23 protein-coding genes and 1 tRNA gene are annotated in these 22,330 nt (G+C 65.7%); 4 read left to right on the forward strand and 20 right to left on the reverse strand.

Annotation, left to right across the window (positions count from 1 at the left end):
* Nucleotides 1-41: 41 nt before the first annotated feature.
* From MKI84_RS09405 to MKI84_RS09485, 17 genes are all read right to left on the reverse strand, one after another.
* On the reverse strand, nt 42-1,556 hold the full coding sequence (locus MKI84_RS09405) for an NADH-quinone oxidoreductase subunit M (RefSeq protein ID WP_241618873.1): 1,515 nt from the start codon (nt 1,554-1,556) through the stop codon (nt 42-44).
* A 1-nt stretch (nt 1,557) separates the two neighbouring features.
* Entirely contained in the window at nt 1,558-3,486 is a 1,929-nt protein-coding gene (gene nuoL, locus MKI84_RS09410) for an NADH-quinone oxidoreductase subunit L (protein WP_241618874.1), read from the reverse strand.
* 13 nt (nt 3,487-3,499) lie between these two features.
* Nucleotides 3,500-3,805: an NADH-quinone oxidoreductase subunit NuoK gene (gene nuoK, locus MKI84_RS09415; protein ID WP_241618878.1), complete on the reverse strand. Its 306-nt coding sequence runs from the start codon at nt 3,803-3,805 to the stop codon at nt 3,500-3,502.
* Between the two features lie 2 nt (nt 3,806-3,807).
* Nucleotides 3,808-4,413 (reverse strand): NADH-quinone oxidoreductase subunit J, encoded by a 606-nt coding sequence (locus MKI84_RS09420; RefSeq protein ID WP_241618880.1) that lies wholly within the window; start codon nt 4,411-4,413, stop codon nt 3,808-3,810.
* 91 nt (nt 4,414-4,504) lie between these two features.
* A complete protein-coding gene (nuoI, locus tag MKI84_RS09425) occupies nt 4,505-4,993 on the reverse strand; it encodes an NADH-quinone oxidoreductase subunit NuoI (protein WP_241618882.1) in 489 nt (162 codons plus the stop codon).
* Between the two features lie 12 nt (nt 4,994-5,005).
* Nucleotides 5,006-6,043 carry an NADH-quinone oxidoreductase subunit NuoH gene (gene nuoH, locus MKI84_RS09430; RefSeq protein WP_241618885.1) on the reverse strand — a complete coding sequence of 346 codons (1,038 nt, stop codon included), beginning with the start codon at nt 6,041-6,043 and terminating at the stop codon, nt 5,006-5,008.
* Between the two features lie 13 nt (nt 6,044-6,056).
* Nucleotides 6,057-8,135: an NADH-quinone oxidoreductase subunit NuoG gene (nuoG, locus tag MKI84_RS09435; RefSeq protein ID WP_241618888.1), complete on the reverse strand. Its 2,079-nt coding sequence runs from the start codon at nt 8,133-8,135 to the stop codon at nt 6,057-6,059.
* A gap of 9 nt (nt 8,136-8,144) precedes the next feature.
* Entirely contained in the window at nt 8,145-9,446 is a 1,302-nt protein-coding gene (gene nuoF / locus MKI84_RS09440) for an NADH-quinone oxidoreductase subunit NuoF (RefSeq protein ID WP_241618891.1), read from the reverse strand.
* 10 nt (nt 9,447-9,456) lie between these two features.
* A complete protein-coding gene (nuoE, locus tag MKI84_RS09445) occupies nt 9,457-10,296 on the reverse strand; it encodes an NADH-quinone oxidoreductase subunit NuoE (protein WP_241618892.1) in 840 nt (279 codons plus the stop codon).
* A 38-nt stretch (nt 10,297-10,334) separates the two neighbouring features.
* On the reverse strand, nt 10,335-11,534 hold the full coding sequence (locus MKI84_RS09450; RefSeq protein WP_241618894.1) for an NADH-quinone oxidoreductase subunit D: 1,200 nt from the start codon (nt 11,532-11,534) through the stop codon (nt 10,335-10,337).
* 16 nt (nt 11,535-11,550) lie between these two features.
* Nucleotides 11,551-12,171, reverse strand: coding sequence for an NADH-quinone oxidoreductase subunit C (locus MKI84_RS09455; protein WP_241618896.1), 621 nt, complete (start codon nt 12,169-12,171; stop codon nt 11,551-11,553).
* 54 nt (nt 12,172-12,225) lie between these two features.
* Complete coding sequence (locus MKI84_RS09460) at nt 12,226-12,822, reverse strand: NuoB/complex I 20 kDa subunit family protein (RefSeq protein WP_241618897.1); 597 nt, start codon at nt 12,820-12,822, stop codon at nt 12,226-12,228.
* Nucleotides 12,813-13,178 (reverse strand): NADH-quinone oxidoreductase subunit A, encoded by a 366-nt coding sequence (locus tag MKI84_RS09465; RefSeq protein WP_241618900.1) that lies wholly within the window; start codon nt 13,176-13,178, stop codon nt 12,813-12,815. The genes MKI84_RS09460 and MKI84_RS09465 overlap by 10 nt, the downstream gene beginning before the upstream one ends.
* A 378-nt stretch (nt 13,179-13,556) precedes the next feature.
* Entirely contained in the window at nt 13,557-13,841 is a 285-nt protein-coding gene (locus tag MKI84_RS09470; RefSeq protein ID WP_241618901.1) for a hypothetical protein, read from the reverse strand.
* A gap of 56 nt (nt 13,842-13,897) precedes the next feature.
* Nucleotides 13,898-14,674, reverse strand: coding sequence for an ABC transporter permease (locus MKI84_RS09475; RefSeq protein ID WP_241618904.1), 777 nt, complete (start codon nt 14,672-14,674; stop codon nt 13,898-13,900).
* Nucleotides 14,675-14,690: 16 nt separating this feature from the next.
* Complete coding sequence (locus tag MKI84_RS09480; protein ID WP_241618906.1) at nt 14,691-15,482, reverse strand: ABC transporter ATP-binding protein; 792 nt, start codon at nt 15,480-15,482, stop codon at nt 14,691-14,693.
* Between the two features lie 17 nt (nt 15,483-15,499).
* On the reverse strand, nt 15,500-16,597 hold the full coding sequence (locus tag MKI84_RS09485) for an ABC transporter substrate-binding protein (RefSeq protein WP_241618908.1): 1,098 nt from the start codon (nt 16,595-16,597) through the stop codon (nt 15,500-15,502).
* A 286-nt stretch (nt 16,598-16,883) separates the two neighbouring features.
* On the opposite strand from MKI84_RS09485, the gene MKI84_RS09490 reads away from it, so the two are divergent.
* Nucleotides 16,884-17,147 (forward strand): hypothetical protein, encoded by a 264-nt coding sequence (locus MKI84_RS09490; RefSeq protein WP_241618911.1) that lies wholly within the window; start codon nt 16,884-16,886, stop codon nt 17,145-17,147.
* A gap of 19 nt (nt 17,148-17,166) precedes the next feature.
* Here the strand turns inward: MKI84_RS09490 and MKI84_RS09495 are convergent, their stop codons facing one another.
* Complete coding sequence (locus MKI84_RS09495) at nt 17,167-17,418, reverse strand: GlsB/YeaQ/YmgE family stress response membrane protein (protein WP_241618912.1); 252 nt, start codon at nt 17,416-17,418, stop codon at nt 17,167-17,169.
* Nucleotides 17,419-17,595: 177 nt separating this feature from the next.
* On the opposite strand from MKI84_RS09495, the gene MKI84_RS09500 reads away from it, so the two are divergent.
* Both MKI84_RS09500 and MKI84_RS09505 read left to right on the forward strand, forming a co-directional pair.
* On the forward strand, nt 17,596-18,849 hold the full coding sequence (locus MKI84_RS09500; protein WP_241618914.1) for an alpha/beta hydrolase family protein: 1,254 nt from the start codon (nt 17,596-17,598) through the stop codon (nt 18,847-18,849).
* A 91-nt stretch (nt 18,850-18,940) separates the two neighbouring features.
* A complete protein-coding gene (locus MKI84_RS09505; protein WP_241618916.1) occupies nt 18,941-19,117 on the forward strand; it encodes a hypothetical protein in 177 nt (58 codons plus the stop codon).
* 63 nt (nt 19,118-19,180) lie between these two features.
* Here the strand turns inward: MKI84_RS09505 and MKI84_RS09510 are convergent.
* A tRNA-Asp gene (locus tag MKI84_RS09510) sits at nt 19,181-19,257 on the reverse strand.
* A 94-nt stretch (nt 19,258-19,351) separates the two neighbouring features.
* A complete protein-coding gene (locus tag MKI84_RS09515) occupies nt 19,352-20,479 on the reverse strand; it encodes an AI-2E family transporter (protein WP_241618917.1) in 1,128 nt (375 codons plus the stop codon).
* 210 nt (nt 20,480-20,689) lie between these two features.
* Between MKI84_RS09515 and MKI84_RS09520 the strand changes: the two genes are divergently transcribed.
* The gene (locus MKI84_RS09520) at nt 20,690-22,114 is read left to right on the forward strand and encodes a mannose-1-phosphate guanylyltransferase/mannose-6-phosphate isomerase (protein WP_241618919.1); all 1,425 of its coding nucleotides are present in this window, start codon (nt 20,690-20,692) and stop codon (nt 22,112-22,114) included.
* Nucleotides 22,115-22,330 lie beyond the last annotated feature (216 nt).

The raw sequence follows: 22,330 nt of genomic DNA on the forward strand, positions 1-22,330 counted from the left end.
GGGCTCCGCGAAATGCGTGTGTCGGCGGGTCAGATAAACGATCAAGGCAGCACCAGGCTGGCAGCCTTGATGGCGCCGGCGGCCACATCGGCGCGGGCCACGATCGCCTGCACGGCGACGTTGCACGCATCGAGGATCGGCTGCGGCCACACGCCGAACAGGATGGTGAAGAACAGCAGCGGGACGAACGAGACCATCTCGCGGCGGTTCACGTCGAGAATGCCCTTGAGGCTGTCCTTTTCCAGCGCGCCGAACACGACGCGGCGGTACAGCCACAGCGCGTAGGCAGCCGACAGGATGACGCCGCTGGTAGCGAAGAACGCCACCCAGCTGTTGCGGCCGAACACCGCGATCAGCGTCAGGAACTCGCCGATGAAACCCGACGTACCCGGCAGGCCGACATTGGCCATGGTGAAGATCATGAACACCGTGGCGTAGATCGGCATGCGCTGGACGAGGCCGCCATAGGCCGCGATCTCTCGCGTGTGCATCCGGTCATAGACCACGCCCACGCACAGGAACAGCGCGCCCGAGACGAAGCCGTGGCTGACCATCTGGAACACCGCACCCTGGATGCCTTCCTGGGTCAGGGTGAAGATGCCCATCGTGACGTAGCCCATATGGGCGACCGACGAATAGGCGATCAGCTTCTTCATGTCCTCCTGCACCAGCGCCACCAGCGAGGTGTAGACGATCGCGATGATCGAGAGCGTGAAGACGAAGGGCGCGAAATAGGCGGAGGCTTCCGGGAACATCGGCAGGCTGAAGCGCAGCAGGCCGTAGCCGCCCATCTTCAGCATGATGCCCGCCAGGATCACCGAACCGGCGGTCGGCGCCTCGACATGGGCGTCCGGCAGCCAGGTGTGCACCGGCCACATCGGCATCTTCACCGCGAAGGAGGCGAAGAACGCTATCCATAGCCAGTACTGCATGCCCGACGGGAAGCCGTGCTTGAGCAGCACCTCGATATCGGTCGTGCCCGCCTGCCAGTACATCGCCATGATGGCGAGCATCATCAGCACCGAGCCGGCGAGCGTGTAGAGGAAGAACTTGAAGGTGGCGTAGATGCGCCGCTTGCCGCCCCAGATGCCGATGATCAGGAACATCGGGATCAGGCCGCCTTCGAAGAAGATGTAGAACAGCAGCAGATCCAGCGACGAAAACGTGCCGAGCATCAGTGTCTCAAGCACCAGGAAGCAGATCATGTACTCCTTGACGCGGACATGGATCGCTTCCCAGCTCGCCAGGATGCACATCGGCATCAGCAGCGTGGTGAGCAGCACGAAGGGCAGCGAAATGCCGTCCACGCCCATGCGATAGGCAGCGAAGTCGCCGAGCCACGGCGTGCGCTCGACGAACTGGAAGCCCGACGCCGAGGGCTCGAAGCCGACCAGCAGCAGCAGCGAGATCAGGAAGGTGACGAGCGTCGCCCAGAGCGCGACCCAGCGCGTGTTGCGCTGAGCCACCTCGTCATCGCCGCGGATCATCACGACGATCAGCAGCGCGCCGACCAGGGGCAGGAAGGTGACGACGGAGAGAATGGGCCAGTCGTACATATCAGTGCGAGCCCCCGAACATGAACCAGGTGATGAGGGCCGCAACGCCGACCAGCATCACGAACGCGTAGTGATAGAGATAGCCGGTCTGGATGCGCACCACGCGGTTGGTGGCGTCGATGACCCGGGCCGAGACCCCGTTCGGGCCGTAGCCGTCGATCACGCGGATGTCGCCCTGCTTCCAGAGGAACTTGCCGAGCCACATGGTGGGCCGCACGAACAGGAAGTCGTAGATCTCGTCGAAATACCACTTGTTCAGCAGGAAGCGGTACAGCACGTCGTTCTGCTTGGCGAGCGCCTTCGGCACCGCCGGATTGACGATGTACATCCAGTAGGCGGTCAGGAAACCCAGAGCCATCATCACCGTCGGGGCCCACTTCGCCCAGCCGGGAATGTGGTGCATCTCCTCAAGGATCTTGTTCTCCGGACCCATGAAGATCGACTCGCGGAAGAAGTGATCCACGTCGTGCCCGACGAAATACGGGTAGAGGATCATGCCCGCGAACAGGGCGCCAAAGGAGAGCACGCCGAGCGGCACCAGCATGGTGAGCGGCGATTCATGCGCGTGCTCATAATGATGATGGTCATGCGGCTTGCCGTGGAAGGTCATGAACATCTGGCGCCAGGTATAGAACGCCGTCAGCGCCGCCGCCGCCACCGTCATGATCCAGGCATAGGTCGCCACCGGCGAGGCGCTCACGAAGGCCGTCTCGATGATCGCGTCCTTGGAATAGTAGCCAGCCGTGAACGGGAAGCCCGTCAACGCCAGACCACCGATCATCATGGTGCCGTAAGTGAAGGGAATCTTGCGCCACAGGCCGCCCATGTGCCGCATGTCCTGCTCGTGGTGCATGGCGGTGATGACCGAGCCGGCCGCAAGGAACAGCAGCGCCTTGAAGAAGCCGTGGGTCAGCAGGTGGAACACGCCGACCGAATAGGCGCCGGTGCCGAGCGCGGTGAACATGTAGCCGAGCTGCGAGCAGGTCGAATAGGCGATGACGCGCTTGATGTCGTTCTGCACGCAGCCGATCGTCGCCGCGAAGAAGGCGGTCGAGGCGCCGAAGAACATCACCACGTTGAGCGCCGTCTCGGACAGCTCGAACAGCGGGGAGAGGCGCGCCACCATGAACACGCCGGCGGTGACCATGGTCGCGGCGTGAATGAGCGCCGAGACCGGGGTCGGGCCTTCCATGGCGTCCGGGAGCCAGGTGTGCAGGCCGAGCTGGGCCGACTTGCCCATGGCGCCGACGAACAGCAGCAGGCAGATGATGGTCGGGGCGTGCCACTCATGACCCAGGAAGGAGAGCGACTTGTCCGCCAGTGACGGCGCAGCGGCGAAGACCTGCTCGAACGAGACCGAGCCGGTCATCAGATAGACCGCGAAAATGCCGAGCGCGAAGCCGAAATCGCCGACGCGGTTGACAATGAACGCCTTCATCGCCGCGGCGCAGGCCGAGGGCTTCTCATACCAGAAGCCGATCAGCAGGTAGGAGGCGAGGCCCACGCCTTCCCAGCCGAAGAACAGCTGGACGAGATTGTCACTCGTGACCAGCGTCAGCATGGCGAAGGTGAACAGCGACAGATAGGCGAAGAAGCGCGGACGGCTCGGGTCCTCGTGCATGTACCCCATGGAATAGAGGTGCACGAGGGTGGAGACGGTGGTGACGAGGATGAGCATCACCGCGGTCAGCGTGTCGACGCGCAGCGCCCATTTCACGTCGAGCCCGCCGGACGCCATCCAGGTGAACAGCTCCACCGTGCCGCCGCCATGGCCGAACGCCACGTTGAAGAAGGTGATCCAGGCCAGCACGGCCGACACGCCGAGCAGGCTGGTGGTCACGAGCTCGGAAGCCCGCGCGCCGATCACCCGGCCGAAAAGGCCGGCAACCAGAAAGCCGATGAGGGGAAGGAAGACGATCGCCTGAAACATGGAATGACGTCCCTCAGCCCTTCATCGTGTTGATGTCTTCGACGGCGATCGACCCGCGATTGCGGTAGAACACCACGAGGATCGCGAGGCCGATGGCCGCCTCGGCGGCAGCCACCGTCAGCACGAACAGGGCGAAGATCTGCCCGGTGATGTTGCCGAGGAAGACCGAGAACGCCACGAAATTGATGTTCACGGCGAGCAGGATCAGTTCGACCGACATCAGGATGACGATCACGTTCTTCCGGTTCAGGAAGATGCCGAGCGTGCCAAGCGTGAACAGGATCGCCGCGACGGTGAGGTAGTGGGGAAGCCCGATCATGGTCACAGCCCCTTGCCCGAAGGCACCTTGACGATGTCGATCGCCGCGGCCTTGTTGCGCGCGTTCTGCGCCGGGATGCTCTGGCGCTTCACGTTCTCGCGGTGGCGCAGCGTCAGCACGATGGCGCCGATCATCGCGACCAGCAGCACCAGACCCGCCATCTGGAAGAACATCACATATTCGGTGTAGAGCACGCGGCCGATCTGGACGGTGTTCGACACGTCGGAGGTGGTGGTCAGCACCGCGCCGGTCACACCTTCGCCAAAGGTCCAGGAACCAAGCACCAGCACCAGCTCGGCGAGGAAGACGAGGCCCACCAGTACGCCCACCGGCAGGTACTGCAGGAAGCCCTGCCGCAGTTCCACGAAGTCGACGTCGAGCATCATCACGACGAACAGGAACAGCACCGCGACCGCGCCGACATAGACGACGATCAGGATCATCGCCAGGAACTCGGCACCGATGAGGATGAACAGGCCCGACGCGTTCACGAAGGTGAGGATGAGGAACAGCACCGAATGCACGGGATTGCGCGAGGCGATGACCATGAAGGCCGACGCGACGGCGACACCCGCGAACAGGTAAAAGAACAGCGCGGCGAGGGTCATGCCCGGTTCTCCCCGATGTGTCCCGCGCCTTCGCCGGGTGCCTTTGCGGCTTTCCTCGTCACGTCGTTCACCTTGAAATTCTCCCCGGCACTCAGCGATAGGGCGCGTCGAGCGCCATGTTGCGCGCGATCTCGCGTTCCCAGCGGTCGCCATTCGCGAGCAGCTTGGCCTTGTCGTAATAGAGCTCCTCACGGGTTTCCGTGGCGAACTCGAAATTCGGACCCTCGACGATGGCGTCCACCGGGCAGGCTTCCTGGCAGAAGCCGCAATAGATGCACTTCACCATGTCGATGTCGTAACGCGTGGTGCGGCGGGTGCCGTCGTTCCGGCGCGGGCCGGCTTCGATGGTGATCGCCTGCGCCGGACAGATCGCCTCGCACAGCTTGCACGCGATGCAGCGTTCCTCGCCGTTCGGGTAGCGGCGCAGCGCATGCTCGCCACGGAAGCGCGGGCTGACCGGCCCTTTCTCGAACGGGTAGTTCAGCGTCGCCTTCGGCTTGAAGAAGTAGCGCATCGCCAGGAAGAAGGCGGAGACGAACTCCGTCAGCAGCAGTGAGCGTGCAGCAAGGTCAAGTCTCATGACATCCTCCGCTCAGCTTCCGGCGCCCGGCGCCATGCCGGAAAAGTGCAGCACCGACGCCACCAGCACGACCATGAACAGCGAGATCGGCAGGAACACCTTCCAGCCCAGGCGCATCAGCTGGTCGTAGCGGTAGCGCGGGACCATGGCCTTCACCATGGCGAACATGAAGAACACCAGCAGGACCTTGATCAGGAACCAGATGATGCCCGGCACCCAGGTGAAGGGTGCGATCGGGAACGGCGGCAGCCAGCCGCCCATGAACAAGATGGCGGTCAGCGCGCACATGGTCATGATCGCCACGTATTCACCGAGCATGAACATCATGTACGGGGTGGAGCCGTATTCCACCATGAAGCCGGCGACCAGCTCGGATTCCGCCTCGCCCAGATCGAAGGGCGGCCGGTTGGTCTCGGCCAGCGCCGAGATGAAGAAGATCACGAACATCGGGAACAGCGGCAGCCAGTACCACTGGAACATGCCGTAGGGGCCGTTCTGCGCCTCGACGATGGCCGACAGGTTCAACGAACCCGCGCACATCAGCACGGTGACGATCACGAAGCCGATCGAGACCTCGTAGGACACCATCTGCGCCGCCGCGCGCAGCGCGGACAGGAACGGGTACTTCGAGTTGGACGCCCAGCCGCCCATGATGATGCCGTAGATGCTCAGCGAAGAGATGGCGAAGATGTAGAGCACGCCGACATTGATGTCGGCGACCACCCAGCCATCGGCCAGCGGCACCACGGCCCAGGCGGAAAGCGCCAGCAGGCAGGTGATGAACGGCGCGAGCAGGAACACGCCCTTGTTCGAGCCGTCCGGGATCACCGGCTCCTTGAGCACGAACTTGATGAGGTCCGCGAAGGACTGGAACAGGCCGAACGGGCCGACCACATTCGGTCCGCGGCGAAGCTGCACAGCCGCCCAGATCTTGCGATCGGCGAGAAGCACATAGGCGACCACGATCAGCAGCCCGACCAGAAGCCCGAGGCTCTGGGCGAGGATGATCGCGACCTGGATGAGAGTGTCAAGCCAGCTGGTTTCGGTCATGCTCCCCCTCCCCTCACTCGGCCGCCGCCGCGAGGCGGCTGGACGCGAGCGCGGAGCATTCGGCCATCACGGCGGATGCGCGTGCAATCGGATTGGTCAGATAGAACTGGCTCACCGCCGCGCGGAACGGCGCGCGATCGGCCGCCCCTTCCTGCGCCGCAAGCGCCACGAGGGCGGCGACATCCGCCGGCTCCACATGGTCGATGCGGGCGAGATGGGGATGGGTGGCATAGAGCGCGGCGCGAAGCTGGCCGAGCGTGTCGAACGGCAGGCGCTGGCCGAGCACGTCAGACAGCGCGCGCAGCACCGCCCAGTCCTCGCGGGCCTCGCCGGGCGGGAAGGCGGCGCGATTGGCGATCTGCGCCCGGCCTTCCGTGTTCACATAGGTGCCCGACTTCTCGGTGTAGGCCGCGCCTGGCAGGATGACGTCGGCGCGGTGCGCACCGCGATCGCCATGGGTGCCGAGATAAACCACGAAAGCGCCCGGCGCGATGTCGATCTCGTCCGCGCCCAGCGCGAACAGCACGTCGACCCCGCCCGGATTGGTCATGGCGACCGCATCGAGCCCGCCGGCGCCCGGCACCGCGCCGACATCGAGCGCGCCGACACGCGCGGCCGCGGTGTGAAGCACCGAGAAGCCGTTCCAGCCTTCCTTGACCGCACCGACCGAGACAGCGAGACGGGCCGCCAGCGCCAGCACCGCCGCGCCGTCGGGACGCGACAAGGCGCCCTGCCCGATCAGGATAAGCGGACGCTCCGCCTTCTTCAGCGTTTCCGCGAAGGTGCCGTTGCCGGCGAGGTCGGTCAGCGTGTCCGGGCCGGCGCCGAGATAGTCGTAGGCATAGGTCAGGTCGACCGGCTCGCCGACGAGGCCGATCGGAAAATTGCCATGCAGCCAGCGCTTGCGGATGCGGGCATTGAGCACGCTCGCCTCAAGGCGCGGATTGGCGCCGACGATCAACAGCGCATCGGCCTGCTCGATGCCGGCGATGCTGGTGTTGAACAGATAGGAGGCGCGGCCGAGCGCGGGGTCGAGCTTGGCCCCGTCCTGCCGGCAGTCGATATTGGCCGAGCCGAGCGCGGTCAGCAGTTGCTTGAGCGCGAAGGCCTCTTCCACCGAGGCCAGATCGCCGACCAGACCGCCAATGCGGTTGCCGGGCACGCCCTTGACCTTGGCGGCGATGGCGGCGAAGGCTTCGGGCCAGGAGGCGGGCTTCAGCCGGCCACCGACGCGCACATAGGGGCGATCGAGGCGCTGGGTCTTCAACCCGTCCCAGATGTAGCGGGTCTTGTCGGAAATCCACTCCTCGTTCACGTCCTCGTTGAGACGCGGGAGGATGCGCATCACCTCGCGGCCGCGCGTGTCGACGCGGATGTTGGAGCCGACCGCGTCCATAACGTCGACGGATTCGGTCTTCACCAGCTCCCACGGACGGGCATGATAGGCATAGGGGCGCTGGGTGAGCGCGCCGACCGGGCAGAGATCGACCACGTTGCCCTGCAACTCGGACGACAGCGCCGCCTCGAGATAGGTCGTGATCTCCATGTCCTCGCCGCGGCCGATGGCGCCGAGCTCGGCGACGCCCGCGACTTCCGTGGTGAAGCGGACGCAGCGCGTGCACTGGATGCAGCGCGTCATCGAGGTCTTCACCAGCGGGCCGATATACTTGTCCTCGACCGCGCGCTTGTTCTCGGCGTAGCGCGAGGTGTCCACGCCATAGGCCATGGCCTGGTCCTGCAGGTCGCACTCGCCGCCCTGGTCGCAAATCGGGCAATCCAGCGGGTGGTTGATGAGCAGGAACTCCATCACCCCTTCGCGGGCCTTCTTCACCATCGGCGACTTGGTGAGGATCACCGGCGGCTCGCCATTCGGGCCGGGGCGCAGGTCGCGCACGCTCATGGCGCAACTGGCCTGCGGCTTGGGCGGGCCGCCCTTCACCTCGACCAGACACATGCGGCAATTGCCGGCGATGGACAGCCGCTCATGGAAGCAGAAGCGCGGAATCTCCGCGCCCGCCGCCTCGCACGCCTGAAGCAGCGTGTACTCGGCGGGAACCTCGACCTCGATGTCGTCGACGATGAGCTTGGCCATGATGTTCTCTCACTCCGCCGCGACGGGGACGGGATCGGAATGCGGGTTCGCCGAATACTGGTCGATCCGCTTTTCGATCTCGGGACGGAAATGCCGGATCAGCCCCTGCACGGGCCATGCCGCCGCGTCGCCGAGCGCGCAGATGGTGTGGCCCTCGATCTGGGTGGTCACCTGAAGCAGCAGGTCGATCTCGCGCTTCTGAGCGCGCCCTTCGGCCATGCGGTCCATCACGCGCCACATCCAGCCCGTGCCCTCGCGGCACGGCGTGCACTGGCCGCAGCTCTCATGCCGGAAGAAGTAGGAGATGCGGGCGATGGCGCGGATGATGTCCGTGGACTTGTCCATCACCAGCACGCCGGCGGTGCCGAAGCTGGACTTCACCGCGCGGCAGCCGTCGAAATCCATGATCAGGTCGGCGCACTGGTCCGCCGGGATCACCGGGCAGGACGCGCCGCCGGGGATGATCGCCAGCAAATTGTCCCAGCCGCCGCGAATGCCGCCGCCATGCTTCTCGATCAGTTCCTTGAACGGGATGCTCATCGCCTCTTCGACGACGCAGGGCGTGTTCACATGGCCGGAGATGCCATAGAGCTTGGTGCCGACATTGTTGGCGCGGCCGATGCCCGAGAACCAGGCCGGACCGCGGCGCAGGATGGTCGGGGCGACCGCGATCGATTCGACGTTGTTCACCGTGGTCGGGCAGCCATAGAGGCCGACATTGGCCGGGAACGGCGGCTTGAGGCGCGGCTGGCCCTTCTTGCCTTCCAGGCTCTCGATCAGCGCGGTCTCTTCGCCGCAGATATAGGCGCCGGCGCCATGGTGGACGATGATGTCGAAGTCCCAGCCATGGACGTTGTTCTTGCCGATAAGCCGGGCCTCATAGGCCTGGTCGACCGCCGCCTGCAGGTGCTCGCGCTCCTGGATGAACTCGCCGCGCACATAGATGTAGGCGGCATGCGCGCCCATGGCGAAGCCGGCGATGAGGCAGCCCTCAACCAGATGGTGCGGGTCGTGGCGCAGGATCTCGCGGTCCTTGCAGGTGCCGGGCTCGGATTCGTCGGCGTTGACCACGAGATAGTGCGGACGGCCGTCATTGTTCTTGGGCATGAACGACCATTTCAGGCCGGTGGGGAAGCCCGCCCCGCCGCGCCCGCGAAGGCCGGACGCCTTCATCTGGTCGATGATCCAGTCGCGGCCGGCTTCCAGAATGGTCTTGGTGCCGTCCCACGAGCCGCGCTTCAGCGCGCCCTGAAGACCGAAGTCCTCATAGCCGTAGATGTTGGTGAAGATGCGATCCTTGTCGGCAAGCATGGTTCGCTCCTCAGTTCGGCTTGGCCGGGCCGTTGGAATCGGCTTCGCCTGCGGCTTTCACGGCCTCGGCAACCGGCGGCTTAGCCGGCGCCGGATCGCTCTTGGGCGGCGCCGGTGGCGCGGCGGCGGCGGCGGGCTCGGGCACCGGGGCAGGCTGGGCGGCGGCGGCTTCGCGAGCGGCGATCGCCTCGCGGGCGGCGGCAAGGCCGGCACCCTGTCCGACCATCGAGCCGTCGAACAGCTCCGGCGAGATCAGCACGCGCAGGCCCGTGACCGGCTCGGAACTCTTGCGCCCGTTCTGCGGCCCGACCTTCGGGTGCTCGCCGCGATCGAAGGCGTCGATGATGTTTTCGAGGATTTCCGGGGTCAGGTCCTCATAGACGTCGCGAACCACCTGCACCATCGGCGCGTTCACGCAGGCACCGGCGCACTCGACCTCTTCCCACGACAAATTGCCGTTTTCCGACAGGTGGAACGGCTCGGGATGAATCTTGTGCTTGCACACCTTCATCAGGTCGCCCGCGCCCTTGAGCATGCAGGGCGTGGTGCCGCACACCTGGATGTGCGCCTTGCGGCCCACGGGAAGCAGCTGGAACTGGGTGTAGAAGGTCGCGATCTCGTAGACGCGGATCGGCGGCATGCCGAGCATCTCGCCGACATAACGCATCGCCGGCTCGGAAACCCAGCCGTCCGCCTGTTCCTGCGCGCGCATGAGCAACGGGATCACCGCGCTGGCCTGACGGCCCGCCGGATATTTCGCAATGGTCTTCTGCGCCCAGTCGAGATTCTCCGCCGTGAAGGCAAAGCTCTCCGGCTGAAGTTCCTTGGGTGCAAGCCTACGGACAGACATGCCCTAACCTTCCGATCGAACCGCCTCGCCCGACGGGCTCAGCGGTCCACCTCACCGAACACGATATCCAGCGACCCGAGGATCGCCGAGACGTCCGCGAGCATGTAGCCGCGGCAGAGGAAATCCATCGCCGACAGATGCGCGAAGCCGGGCGCGCGGATCTTGCAGCGATAGGGTTTGTTGGTGCCGTCGGCGACCAGATAGACGCCGAACTCACCCTTCGGGGCCTCGACCGCGGCATAGACCTCGCCGGCGGGAACGTGGAAGCCTTCCGTGTAGAGCTTGAAGTGGTGGATGAGCGCTTCCATCGAACGCTTCATCTCGCCGCGCTTGGGCGGGACGATCTTGTTGTCGACGGCCGAATGCGGGCCGGGCTCTTTCAGCAGGCGCTCGCAACACTGGCGCATGATGTAGGCCGACTGCCGCATCTCTTCCATGCGAATGCAGTAGCGGTCGTAATTATCGCAGTTCTTGCCGATCGGAATGTCGAATTCCATCTCGTCATAGCACTCATAGGGCTGCGACTTGCGCAGGTCCCACGCCGCGCCGGAGCCGCGCACCATCACACCGGAGAAGCCCCAGGCGAAGGCGTCTTCAAGGCTAACGATGCCGATATCGACATTGCGCTGCTTGAAGATGCGGTTGTCGGTGAGCAGGCCTTCGAGGTCGTCGCAGACCTTGAGGAAATACGGGATGAAGTCGCGGATGTCCTCGATCAGCTTGACCGGCAGGTCCTGATGCACGCCGCCGGGGCGGAAGAAGGCGGCATGCATGCGCGAGCCCGAGGCCCGCTCATAGAACACCATCAGCTTCTCGCGCTCTTCGAAGCCCCAGAGCGGCGGGGTGAGCGCGCCGCAGTCCATGGCCTGCGTGGTCACGTTGAGCATGTGCGAAAGAATGCGGCCGATCTCGGAGAACAGCACACGGATGAGCTGGCCGCGCACGGGCACCTCAAGGCCCAGCAGCCGCTCCACACCGAGGCAGAAGGCATGCTCCTGGTTCATCGGCGCCACATAGTCGAGGCGGTCGAAATAGGGCACGGCCTGCAGATAGGTCTTGGTCTCGATCAGCTTCTCGGTGCCGCGGTGCAGCAGGCCGATATGCGGATCGACGCGCTCGACGATTTCGCCGTCGAGTTCGAGAATGAGACGCAGAACACCATGCGCTGCAGGATGTTGCGGCCCGAAGTTGATCTGGAAGTTGCGGACGTTGGCGTCGGTTTCGACAGGTGCGTTCATGGGTTCCGTCTCCGCCTCAGCCCGCCTTCGGCGCCGCGGCACCGGCCTTCTCGTCGCCGGGCAGCACGTAGTCCGGACCTTCCCACGGCGACAGGAAGTCGAAGTTGCGGAACTCCTGCGCGAGCTTCACCGGCTCGTAGACCACGCGCTTGCGCTCGTCATCATAGCGCACCTCGACGAAGCCGGTGGTCGGAAAGTCCTTGCGCAGCGGGTAGCCGTCAAAGCCGTAATCGGTGAGCAGACGGCGCAATTCCGGGTGGCCGGAGAACAGGATGCCGTACATGTCGAACGCCTCGCGCTCGAACCAGAGCGCGCCCGGAAACACCGGCGTCGCGGACGGAACCGGCGTGACCTCGTCGGTCTCGACCCGCAGCCGCACACGGGCGTTCAGGGTCGGCGACAGCAGGTGATAGACCACATCGAAGCGCTTCTCGCGCTTGGGATAGTCCACCCCGCAAATGTCGATGAAGCACACGAAGCGACAGGACGGGTCGTCGCGCAGGAAGGCGAGCACCTTCAGCACCTGCGCGGCGGAGACGACGAGCGTCAGCTCGCCGAACGCCACCACCACCTCGTCGACGGCGCCCGGCAGGGCCTCCGCAACGTGTGTTCCAAGCTCTTTAAGGGTCTCGTCCATGGTCGGTTCCGCATCCCGCTCTTGGGTCGCATTGGCCGGTCGGCGTTCGGGAGTTCAGCGCTCGATGGTGCCGGTACGGCGGATCTTCTTCTGGAGGAGCAGCACGCCATAAAGCAGCGCTTCCGCCGTCGGAGGACAGCCGGGGATGTAGATGTCGACCGGAACGATCCGGTCACAGCCGCGCACCACCGAATAGGAGTAGTGATAATAGCCGCCGCCATTGGCGCAGGAGCCCATGGAGATGACGTAGCGCGGCTCCGGCATCTGGTCGTAGACCTTGCGCAGCGCCGGGGCCATCTTGTTGGTCAGCGTGCCGGCGACGATCATCACGTCGGACTGGCGCGGAGACGCGCGGGGAGCGAAGCCGAACCGCTCCACATCATAGCGCGGCATCGAGGTCTGCATCATCTCGACCGCGCAGCACGCCAGGCCGAAGGTCATCCACATCAGCGAGCCGGTACGCGCCCAGTTGATGAGATCGTCGGTAGCGGTGACGAGGAAGCCCTTGTCGGCCAGCTCCGCATTCACCTCGACGAAGAACGGATCCGTTGCACCGACCGGGCGGCCGGTGTTCGGATCGATGATGCCCCGTGCCGCGGGCGCGACCAGCGGCCCGCCGGACACAGGAGAATTCACGGCGCTCAATCCCATTCGAGCGCTCCCTTCTTCCATTCGTAGACGAAACCGACAGTGAGGACGCCAAGGAACAGCATCATCGACCAGAAGCCGAAATTGCCGAGCTCCCCGAAGGTGATGGCCCACGGGAACAGGAAGGCGACCTCAAGATCGAAGATGATGAAGAGGATCGACACCAGATAAAAGCGGACATCGAACTTCATGCGCGCATCGTCGAACGCATTGAAGCCACATTCATAGGCGGACATCTTCTCCGGATCAGGCCGACTGAACGCGACAAGAAACGGAGCGACAAGCAGCGCCACGCCGATGACGGCCGAGACTCCGATGAAGATGACGACCGGTAGATAGTCCTGAAGCAGGCTGCTCATGGGCTGCACCCTCCCCGGCCAGTGTACGCCGGTTGGCGTACCATCGCAGTTGCGAAATATTCAAAGCACGAGGGCAGGCTTATCGCACCGTTCTAGGCGAGGCAAGGGCAACAATGCGGGTTCGCCGAGCCTGGTATACAGAATTCACAGCTTGACCGAAGGGCCTCCAGCCTTTCTACCGCATTGCGGCATGTCCTTGGGTGACGCGCGGATTATTCTGGCATGCCACTTTGGTCGCATAAGCCCGTCAAACGCAGGTCGCACCACGGAAAAAGCATCATGCTGCGCTGCGATCGCGAAGGGCGATATGACGCATGCGCCCGCGGCCGCTGCCGGCGGGAGGTAGCGAAATATGGGCAACCGGGCGCGTCGGCGCGCCTAGCGGGCAGGGTCAGGCGTCATCGGCGCGCCCGGGTCGCGCGCGGCGTTGTCGGCGAAGGGCGAGGGCCGCTGCAGCGCGCGGCTGGTCGGCATGCGAGTCGTGTCCTGGGGCGCAGCCGCCGGCGCGGGGGCCTTCTCGCGCACTTGGCCCGACAGCCACAGCGTCACGCCGACGATGGCAAAGACGCTGAGCCACACGCCCGCTCCCGCGTCGCGACGCGGCGGCACCACCAGCGCGATCGCAAGAGCCGCTCCGACGATCAGGATCAACCAGGACAGCATCGCACCCTCCATTTGAGAAGGAACAATGCGCCCTGCGCCGCCCGGTTCCCCGTGGGCTATCGTGACGGCTGGCCGCGCACCGCCCACCGCGTCATCCGCTGCTCGACCAGAGCGCAGGCGGCATAGACGCCGATGCCCATCAGCGCGATGGCGAACAGCCCGGCGAAGGTGGTGGCGGAATCGTTCCGCGCGCTCGCCGACAGCATCAGGAAGCCGATACCGCGATTGCCGCCCACGGTCTCGGACAGCACGGAGCCGACAAAGGCCAGCGTCACCGACACTTTCAGGCTGGCGAACAGATAGGGCATGGCGCGGGGAATGCCGACCTTGGTCAGCGTCTCCCATTGGCTGGCGCCGAGCGAGCGCATCAGGTCGCGCATTTCCGGCTCGATGGTGGCGAGCCCGGTCGCGACGTTCACCACGATCGGGAAGAACGAGATGACGAAGGCAGTCACCACCGCCGGCAGCGCGCCGATGCCGAGCCAGATCATCAGGATCGGGACGATCGCCACCTTCGGAATGGCGTTGAAAGCGATCAGCAGCGGGTAGAGCCCGGAATAGACGAAGGGCGAGGCCCCGACCGCGAGCCCCAATAGCAGGCCGAAGGCAATGGCCATGACGAATCCGGCCAGCGTGGTCCACAGCGTCTCCAGACAGAATCGCAGCAGGATGTCCCAGCGCTGGACGATCACCTCCATGATGCGGCTCGGGCGCGGCAGGATGATCTCGGGCACCACGAAGGCAAGGCACGCCAGTTCCCAGCCGATGAGCAGCACCGCGAGGGTAAGCCACGGCATGGCGAGGCGCAGCAGGCGGCGCTGACGGCCGGTCATGGCCCCCTCCCCGGCATCAGGCGTGCTCCATCTGGATGCGCTCGCGCAGTTCATGGACGATCTCGACGAAGCCGGGCTCGAAGGTGGTGTCCAGCGTGCGCGGGCGCGGCAGGTCGATGGTGCGCCGCTTCACGATCCGCCCCGGGCGGCGGCTCATCACATAGACCGTATCGGCGAGATAGACCGCCTCGCGCAGATCGTGCGTGACGAGGACGGCGGTGAAGCGCCGCTCCAGCCACAGCTTCTGCATCACCCCCCACAATTCCTCGCGGGTGAAGGCGTCGAGCGCACCGAACGGCTCGTCGAGCATGAGGATTTCCGGCTCGTGGATCAGCGCCCGGCAGACATTGCAGCGTTGCTGCATGCCGCCGGAGAGCTGCCAGGGATATTTGTCGCCGAAGCCGGCGAGCCCGACCGACGCCAGCAGCGCCTCCGCCTTGGCCTCATACTCCGCGCGGTGGCGCCGCAGCCGGTGCTTGTGCGGCGCCACGACCTCGAAGGGCAGCATGATGTTGTCGCGGGTGGTGCGCCACGGCATCAGCGTGGAGTTCTGGAACGCCATGCCGACACCGGGGATCGGCGCCGTCACCTCCCGCCCATGCACCAGCACCGTGCCCGTGCTCGGCGGCAGCAGGCCGGTGACCAGCTTCATCAGCGTGGACTTGCCGCAGCCGGACGGGCCGACCACCGCGACGAACTCGCCCTTCTCGATGCTCAGCGTGGCATCGCCGAGTGCCACCATGCGCTCGCGCCCCTCGCCATAGGCAAGGCTGACGTTACGCAGTTCGACGAGAGGCTCTGACGCCATGGCCGGTGCGTGAGCGCTCACGGCGCGACCATGCGCTGCTCTTTCGGGGGCAGGTATTTGTCGGAGAACACCTTGTCCGGCGCCGGGGCACTCGGAAGGCCGAACGCCTCCGAGACATCGGTGATCGAGCGGGCGAAGCGTTCGGGATCGACATTGCCCATGCCATTCGCCTTCACGAAGGGCGTCAGCACGTTCATGTCGAGCGAGAGCTTGAGCCGCTCCAGCTCCAGCGCCTCGTCGATCAGCGGATCGCGCGTCTTCACCGCGTCGATGCCGGCCTGCGGGTTGGCGGCGACTTCCTTCCACGCCTTCGCGGTCGCGCGCAGGAACGCTGTCACCACCTCCGGCTTCGCGGCCATGGCGGGCGAGCTGATGATGCCGTTGCCGTACACGTCCATGCCGTAATCGCTGTAGTTGAACGAGACGATCTCCTCGGCCGGCACGCCGCGCGCCTTGAGGTCGAGGATCGACGAGAAATAGTGGCCGGAGATGAAATCCACCGTGCCCTGCACCAGCGACTGCTCGCGAAGCTGGGGGGTGAGGTTGACATGCTCGACGCTCTTGGGGTCGAGCCCCACCTTCTTGGCGAAGGCCGGGAACAGGCGGAATGAGGCATCGAACACCGGCGCGCCGAGCTTCTTGCCGGCGAGGTCGGCGGGCTTCTCGATGCCGTTCTTCTTCAGCGTGTGCACGCCGAAGGGCGGGAAATCATAGGCGATGAAGACGGCAAGAATCTCCTTGCCGGGATTCTTGGCATTGTACTCGATGAGCGAATTCACGTCGGCGAAGCCTATGTCATAGGCACCGGTGGCCACCCGCTGCACCGCCCCGGCCGAGCCCTGGCCGGGATCCATGGTCACATCGAGGCCCTCTTCCTTGTAGTAGCCCTTGTCGAGCGCAAGGATGAAGGGCGAGGTCGGCCCCTGGAACACCCAGTCCAGCGTGAACTTCACCGGCGTCTGCGCCTTAGCCGCCATCGGTGCCGCAAAAACCGCCACCGCGCCGAGCGCGAGAGCGCCGAGACCCTGCGTGAAACGCGCGATGCCGGACCGGCGCGATGCACCCTGTCCTGCCGCCGAAAGCGGCGTGTGGCGGCGTGTGATGGCTCCAGTCATCGCGGGACCTCCCCTGTCATGCGCAAGCAATATCGACCGATTCTCACGCGCCGTGGCTGAGAAAGGCCGCGGGCGAGAGGTCGTTCGCATGCAAATTCACCGCCAACGCCCGGTCGAAGCGGCCGCGCGCGTCGCCATGCCTTTGTGCAAACCGCCTGAGAAAATCCGCGCGACTGTCGCTGCGTCATCACTGGTTGCAGCCGTCAGTCCTCCCCATGTCTAGCCGGGGAGCAATGGGTGTGCGTGTTGGCCGTCGCGGAACGGAGGCGGCGGCCGGGAGGGTACGATGCTTTACTGGACCATCCTGATCGTCGGCTGCCTGATCATCGCCGCCATGATCCGCATGCAGCGCAACAACGCCAAGCCGGGTTCCTGGCTGTTGATCGTGGCCGTCGCCGGGGGCGTGCTGTGGCTGGCAAGCCTCGTCGACACGCCGAGCTATGACGAGGCGCCGGGCATCGACAGGGAGGCGACCTCCGTGCCGCCGAGCGGCTATCAGGCGCTGCCGCCACCGACGGAAGATTACGAGCAGCCCGCCGCCCCGCGCTGAGCGAGACGGCGGGTCGCGCTCAGGATCGGATCGCGCGGACGATCCAGATCAGGATGCAGGCGCCGATCACGCCGGCGACCAGATAACCCAGCCAGCCGCCGAAGCCGACGCCGATGAAGCTGAACAGGAAGCTCGCCACGGCCGCGCCGATGATGCCGAGCACGATGTTCGCCAGAATGCCGGTGCCGGTATTCATGACGGCGGAGGCGATCCAGCCCGCCAGACCGCCGATGATGATGGCGGCGATCCATCCGATTTGTGCGTCTTCCATGCCAATCCCCTTCATGGCGTGAGTGCGGAGCGGAAACGCCGGACGCCCCCGATCGGTTCCGGTTCGCCGCTACCTTTCGTGCCGGTGGAACGCCGGTCATGAGCGAGGCGAGCCCGGCATGTTACCGTCATTTCCGCGAGTCGTGCAGATCGGCTCATGTGCATCGGAGTGCCGGACATGAAACGCCCGAACCTGTCGCCCCGCCCCTTCCGCGCGCTGGCGGCGCGCTTTGTGGCCGCCTTGGTGCTGACGGCAGCCGCGGCCCTGCCTGCTGCCGCGCAGGAGCACGGGCGGATCGAGGTCGGCAGCGGCGTCAGCTACCAGGCGATCGGGCGCTGGGACACCGCGCGGCTCGACAGCGTGGCCTCCACGGAGGCGCCGACCTTCTTCGGGATCGATTCGGCGGCCCCGCCGGCGCGTAACGCGGTGAAGCTCTACCGCGTCACCTATCCCTCGGTCGTACCCGAGCGCGGCAACCGTCCTATCGTCGCCACCGGTCTGCTCGCCATTCCCGACACCGACGCCACGCGCTTTCCGCTGCTGTCCTACCAGCACGGCACCGTCTATGGAAAACAGCAGGTGCCCTCGTTCCCCGACCAGTCGCCGGAGACCGCGCTCGCGCTCGCCCGCTTCGCCGCGCAGGGCTACATCGTGATCGGCGCGGATTATTTCGGCATGGGCTCCTCGACCGAACCGGAAGGATATCTCGTCAAGGAAAGCCACCAGCAGGCCACCTTCGACATGATTTCGGCGAGCCGCGCCGTGCTCGCCCATCTCAAGCTCACGGCCGGCAAGCTGGTACTGGGCGGCTGGTCGCAAGGCGGCTTCGTCACCATGGCGTTGCTGGAAAAGCTGGAGAGCGCCGGGGTGAAGGTCGCGGGGGCAGCGACCGCAAGCGCGCCGGTCGACGGCTTCCTCTGTCTCAACGGGTTCCTGTTCTTCCCGCGCGCCAATGACGCGAACTGGGTGAACTCGCTGTTCGTCCTCACCGCCTTCTCCTTCGAGAACTATTACGGCGTTCCGGGCCTTGCCCGCTCGCTGCTGACGACAGAGGCCTATGAGGCCGGACGCAAGATCTATGAGCGCGAGCCGGTCGAGGCTGCCGACCTTCCCACCGACCTGCACAAGCTGATCCAGCCCGACTATTTCGATCCGCAATTCTTCGCCGCCTCGGCCTATGGCCGGATCCTGAAGGAGCGGACGAATGCCTATCGCTGGGTGATCACGACCCCGGTGCGCAATTACTATGGCGAAGACGATGAGGTGATCGCGACCGATTTCGGCAAGCTGGCGGCGAGCTATCAGCACGCCATGGGGGCCGGCAATTCCCGGGTCGAGGCGATCTCGACCGGCAAGACCAACCATCGCGGCACCTACGCCACAGCCATACCGGAATGGAAGGCGTGGTTCGATTCGCTGCCGGACGACTGAGGGCGGGCCCTCGCCTCACTCGCATTTCGCTTTCGTGCGGAACGCGAGGCCACCGGCGCGGGTTGTCTCCTGACAACATCAGGAGGCCACGATGATCATTTCCGAGCAGCACAACAAGGACAAGGCCAAGCCCGGCGAAACTCGCAAGAGCCCCGATCGGCTTGGCCCGAAATCGCCCGGCCATGCCCGCAGCGGCAATCCGCAGCAGAGCGTGCTTGCCGGCGAGGACGACGAGAAGGAAGCCACCAGCAAAGCCACGCCCCGCTAAAGCGGGGCGTCGGCGCGCGACGACCGCGTGGCGAGCAATTCGGATGATATGTGGGGAATTGAGTGGCGGGAGTGACGGGGCTCGAACCCGCGACCTCCGGCGTGACAGGCCGGCGCTCTAACCAACTGAGCTACACCCCCAACGTCGGAGCGCCGTGGGCGCCGCGTCGAGTGGGGCGGGAATTACGGCAGCCCCCGCCGGGTGTCAAGCGCGTCTGACGTCATCCACAAGCGATCAGCCCGGCAATTGTGGACGGCGCCCCGCGAGAATGCCGTCCATGGTCGCCATGGCGGCGATCAAAAGCGGCACGGCGAGGAATGTACCGACCGGCCCCCAGAGCCAGGTCCACAGCGCCATGGACAGGAAAACCGCGAACGGATTGAGCGACACGCGCCGCCCGACGATGAGCGGCGTCAGCACCTGCCCCTCGATGCTGGTGATCACCAGAAACGCCGCCGCCGGCAACAGGGCGGGGACCAGGGTCGGAAAGGTGACGATGCCGGCGATGGTGAGGATCAGCGTCATCACGGCCGGGCCGACATAAGGCACGTAATTGAGCACGCCCGCCAGCGCGCCCCATAGCAGCGCGTTGGGCAGGCCGAGCGCCCAGGTCATGGCGGTGGTCGCGATGCCGAGGCCGATATTGATGGAGGTCGCGGCGATCAGATAGGCGCCGAGCCGCTCCTCGATCTCGCGGAACACGCGCAGCGTCGCAAGCCGGGTCGAGCGTGGCGTCATCGCCTGCACCACCTTGCGCTTGATCTGGGTGCGACCCGCGAGGAAGAACAGCAGCGAGCCGACGAACAGTATAAACTCACCGATCGCCGGCGTGACCAGGCTCAGCACGCTCTCCAGCATCCGCGAATCGGCGACGGCAACCGTCATCGGCGCCTCCGCCGCACGGCCGATCGCCTCGATCGAATCGAAGAAGGACGAGATGCGCGCCATGGCCGGCTTGAAGGAGGCGAAGCGCTCCTGAAGCGTCGCCCCGATCTCCGGCGCACGGGCGATCCACTCGGCGAGCGGGCCGGACAACACGCTGGCGACGCCATAGATCGCGGCGATGATCGCGGCGACCAGCACAAGCGAGGTGACGGCGGTCGGAATGCCGCGCTTGGTCAGCGCCTCCATCGCCGGGCCGATCACGCTGCCGATGATCACGGCGGCCACGATGGGAATCAGCACTGATCGCGCGGCCACCATCGCGCCCGCCAGCACGATGAGCGCGATAAGCGTGATCGAAACCTGACTGACTCGCAGCCAGAGGCGCTCATTGCGTATCTGCTGCACCGAGTCGGCCGGCAGCTCCGGGGGCACTCCAGTGACGGTCGATCCAGCCCCCGCGCCACGCCAGATATCCACGTCTTCCCCCGATCTCAGACGCGCACCACGGCGCCCGCCAGCATGCAAACGCGCCCGGGCCGCGCCGGTTCCCGCGCCCAACGGGAGGTTGTGGCGGCGCGCACGCCATTCGGCTTGGCCCGAGGGCCGATTTCCGGCATGCTGCCCTGTATTGAAGGGTCAGAAGGCCCATTGGCGGCCGATCGGGCCTGCTCCGCGTGGAATCACACAATGCCCCCCACATCCCCCATCGTGCCTGTGATCCTCGCCGGCGGCAGCGGTACGCGGCTATGGCCGGTCTCTCGGGACAGCCTGCCCAAGCAGTTCCAGCCGCTGGCTGGCGAGCGCACCATGTATCAGGCGACGCTGGCCCGGGTTGCCGATTCCACGCTGTTCACCGCACCGATCGTGCTCACCCACGAGGATTTCCGGTTCTTCGCCCGCCGGCAGGCCAGCGATATCGGGATCGAGGCCAAGGTGGTGCTGGAGCCGGCGCGCCGCGATTCCGGCCCGGCGCTGCTCGCCGCCGCGATGATCGCCCAGCGCCTCGCGGGTGAGAACTGCCTTGTGCTGGCACTCGCGGCCGATCATGTCGTGCTCGACGACGACCTGTTCATCGATGCCTGCCGCACCGCTGCTGCGGGCGCGAGCCAGGGCCATATCGTCACGTTCGGCATCACGCCGACCGAGCCCTCGACCGCTTATGGCTATATCCGCTCCGGTGCGCCGCTGGACACGGCGGGCGTCAAGGCCGTGGCGAGCTTCGTGGAGAAACCCGACGCCGCCACAGCCGAGCGCTACATCGCGGAAGGCTATCTCTGGAACTCGGGTAACTTCATGTTCCCGGCCTCGCTCCTGATCGAGGAAGCCGCCCGCTTCGAGCCCGCCATCGTCGGGGCGGTGCGTGAATCGGTGGAGAGCGCGACCGACGACCTCGGCTTCGTGCGTCTCGACCCGAAAGCCTTTGCCAACTCGCCCTCTAAGTCGATCGATTTCGCGGTGATGGAGCGCACCAAGCGCGCCGCCGTGGTCGCGGGTACGTTCCGCTGGTCGGACATTGGAAGCTGGGACGCGCTGCGCGCGCTCGCCAAGGGCGACGCCGCCGGCAATGTCGTCCACGGCCCGGTGACGATGCTGGATTCGCACAACAACTTCATCCACTCGGAAGGCCCGCTGGTCGCGACCATCGGCCTCGACAATGTGGCGGTGGTCGCGACGGAGGACGCGGTGCTGGTGATGCCCGCCAATCGTGCGCAGGACGTCAAGCCGCTCGTGGCCAAGCTCAAGAGCGAGCAGCGCAACGCCGCCAGCGAGCATGTGAAGGCGCACCGCCCCTGGGGCACCTACCAGACCATCTGCCGCGGCGAGCGCTTCCATGTGAAGAAGATCGTGGTGGAGCCCGGCGGGCGGCTCTCGCTCCAGAAGCACTATCACCGCGCCGAGCACTGGATCGTGGTGAAGGGCACTGCCGAGGTCACGCTCGACGGCAGGGTGTTCGAAGTCCGCGAGAACGAATCGACCTATCTGCCGCTTGGCGGCGTGCATCGCCTCGCCAATCCCGGAAAGATTCCGCTGGAGCTGATCGAGGTCCAGACCGGTTCCTATCTCGGCGAGGACGACATCGTGCGGCTAGAAGACGTCTACAACCGCAGCTGATCGCGTCGCGCGTACCCCTCCGTCGACCCAAGGCCCCGGATTTCGCGATCCGGGGCCTCGTCATGTCCGGCCGCCGCGCAGGCGCCCCCCCCCCCCCGCTCCGGACCGCTCTCCATTGCATCCCGGCCCATTGCCGCTTATGTCACCGGGGCCGAAGCCCCCGCCGCCGTTCCGCGACCTGACCGGAAGACGTGGCGGGCCAGCCAGGAGTATATG

Source organism: Ancylobacter gelatini, from assembly GCF_022601675.1.
Taxonomy (GTDB): domain Bacteria; phylum Pseudomonadota; class Alphaproteobacteria; order Rhizobiales; family Xanthobacteraceae; genus Ancylobacter; species Ancylobacter gelatini.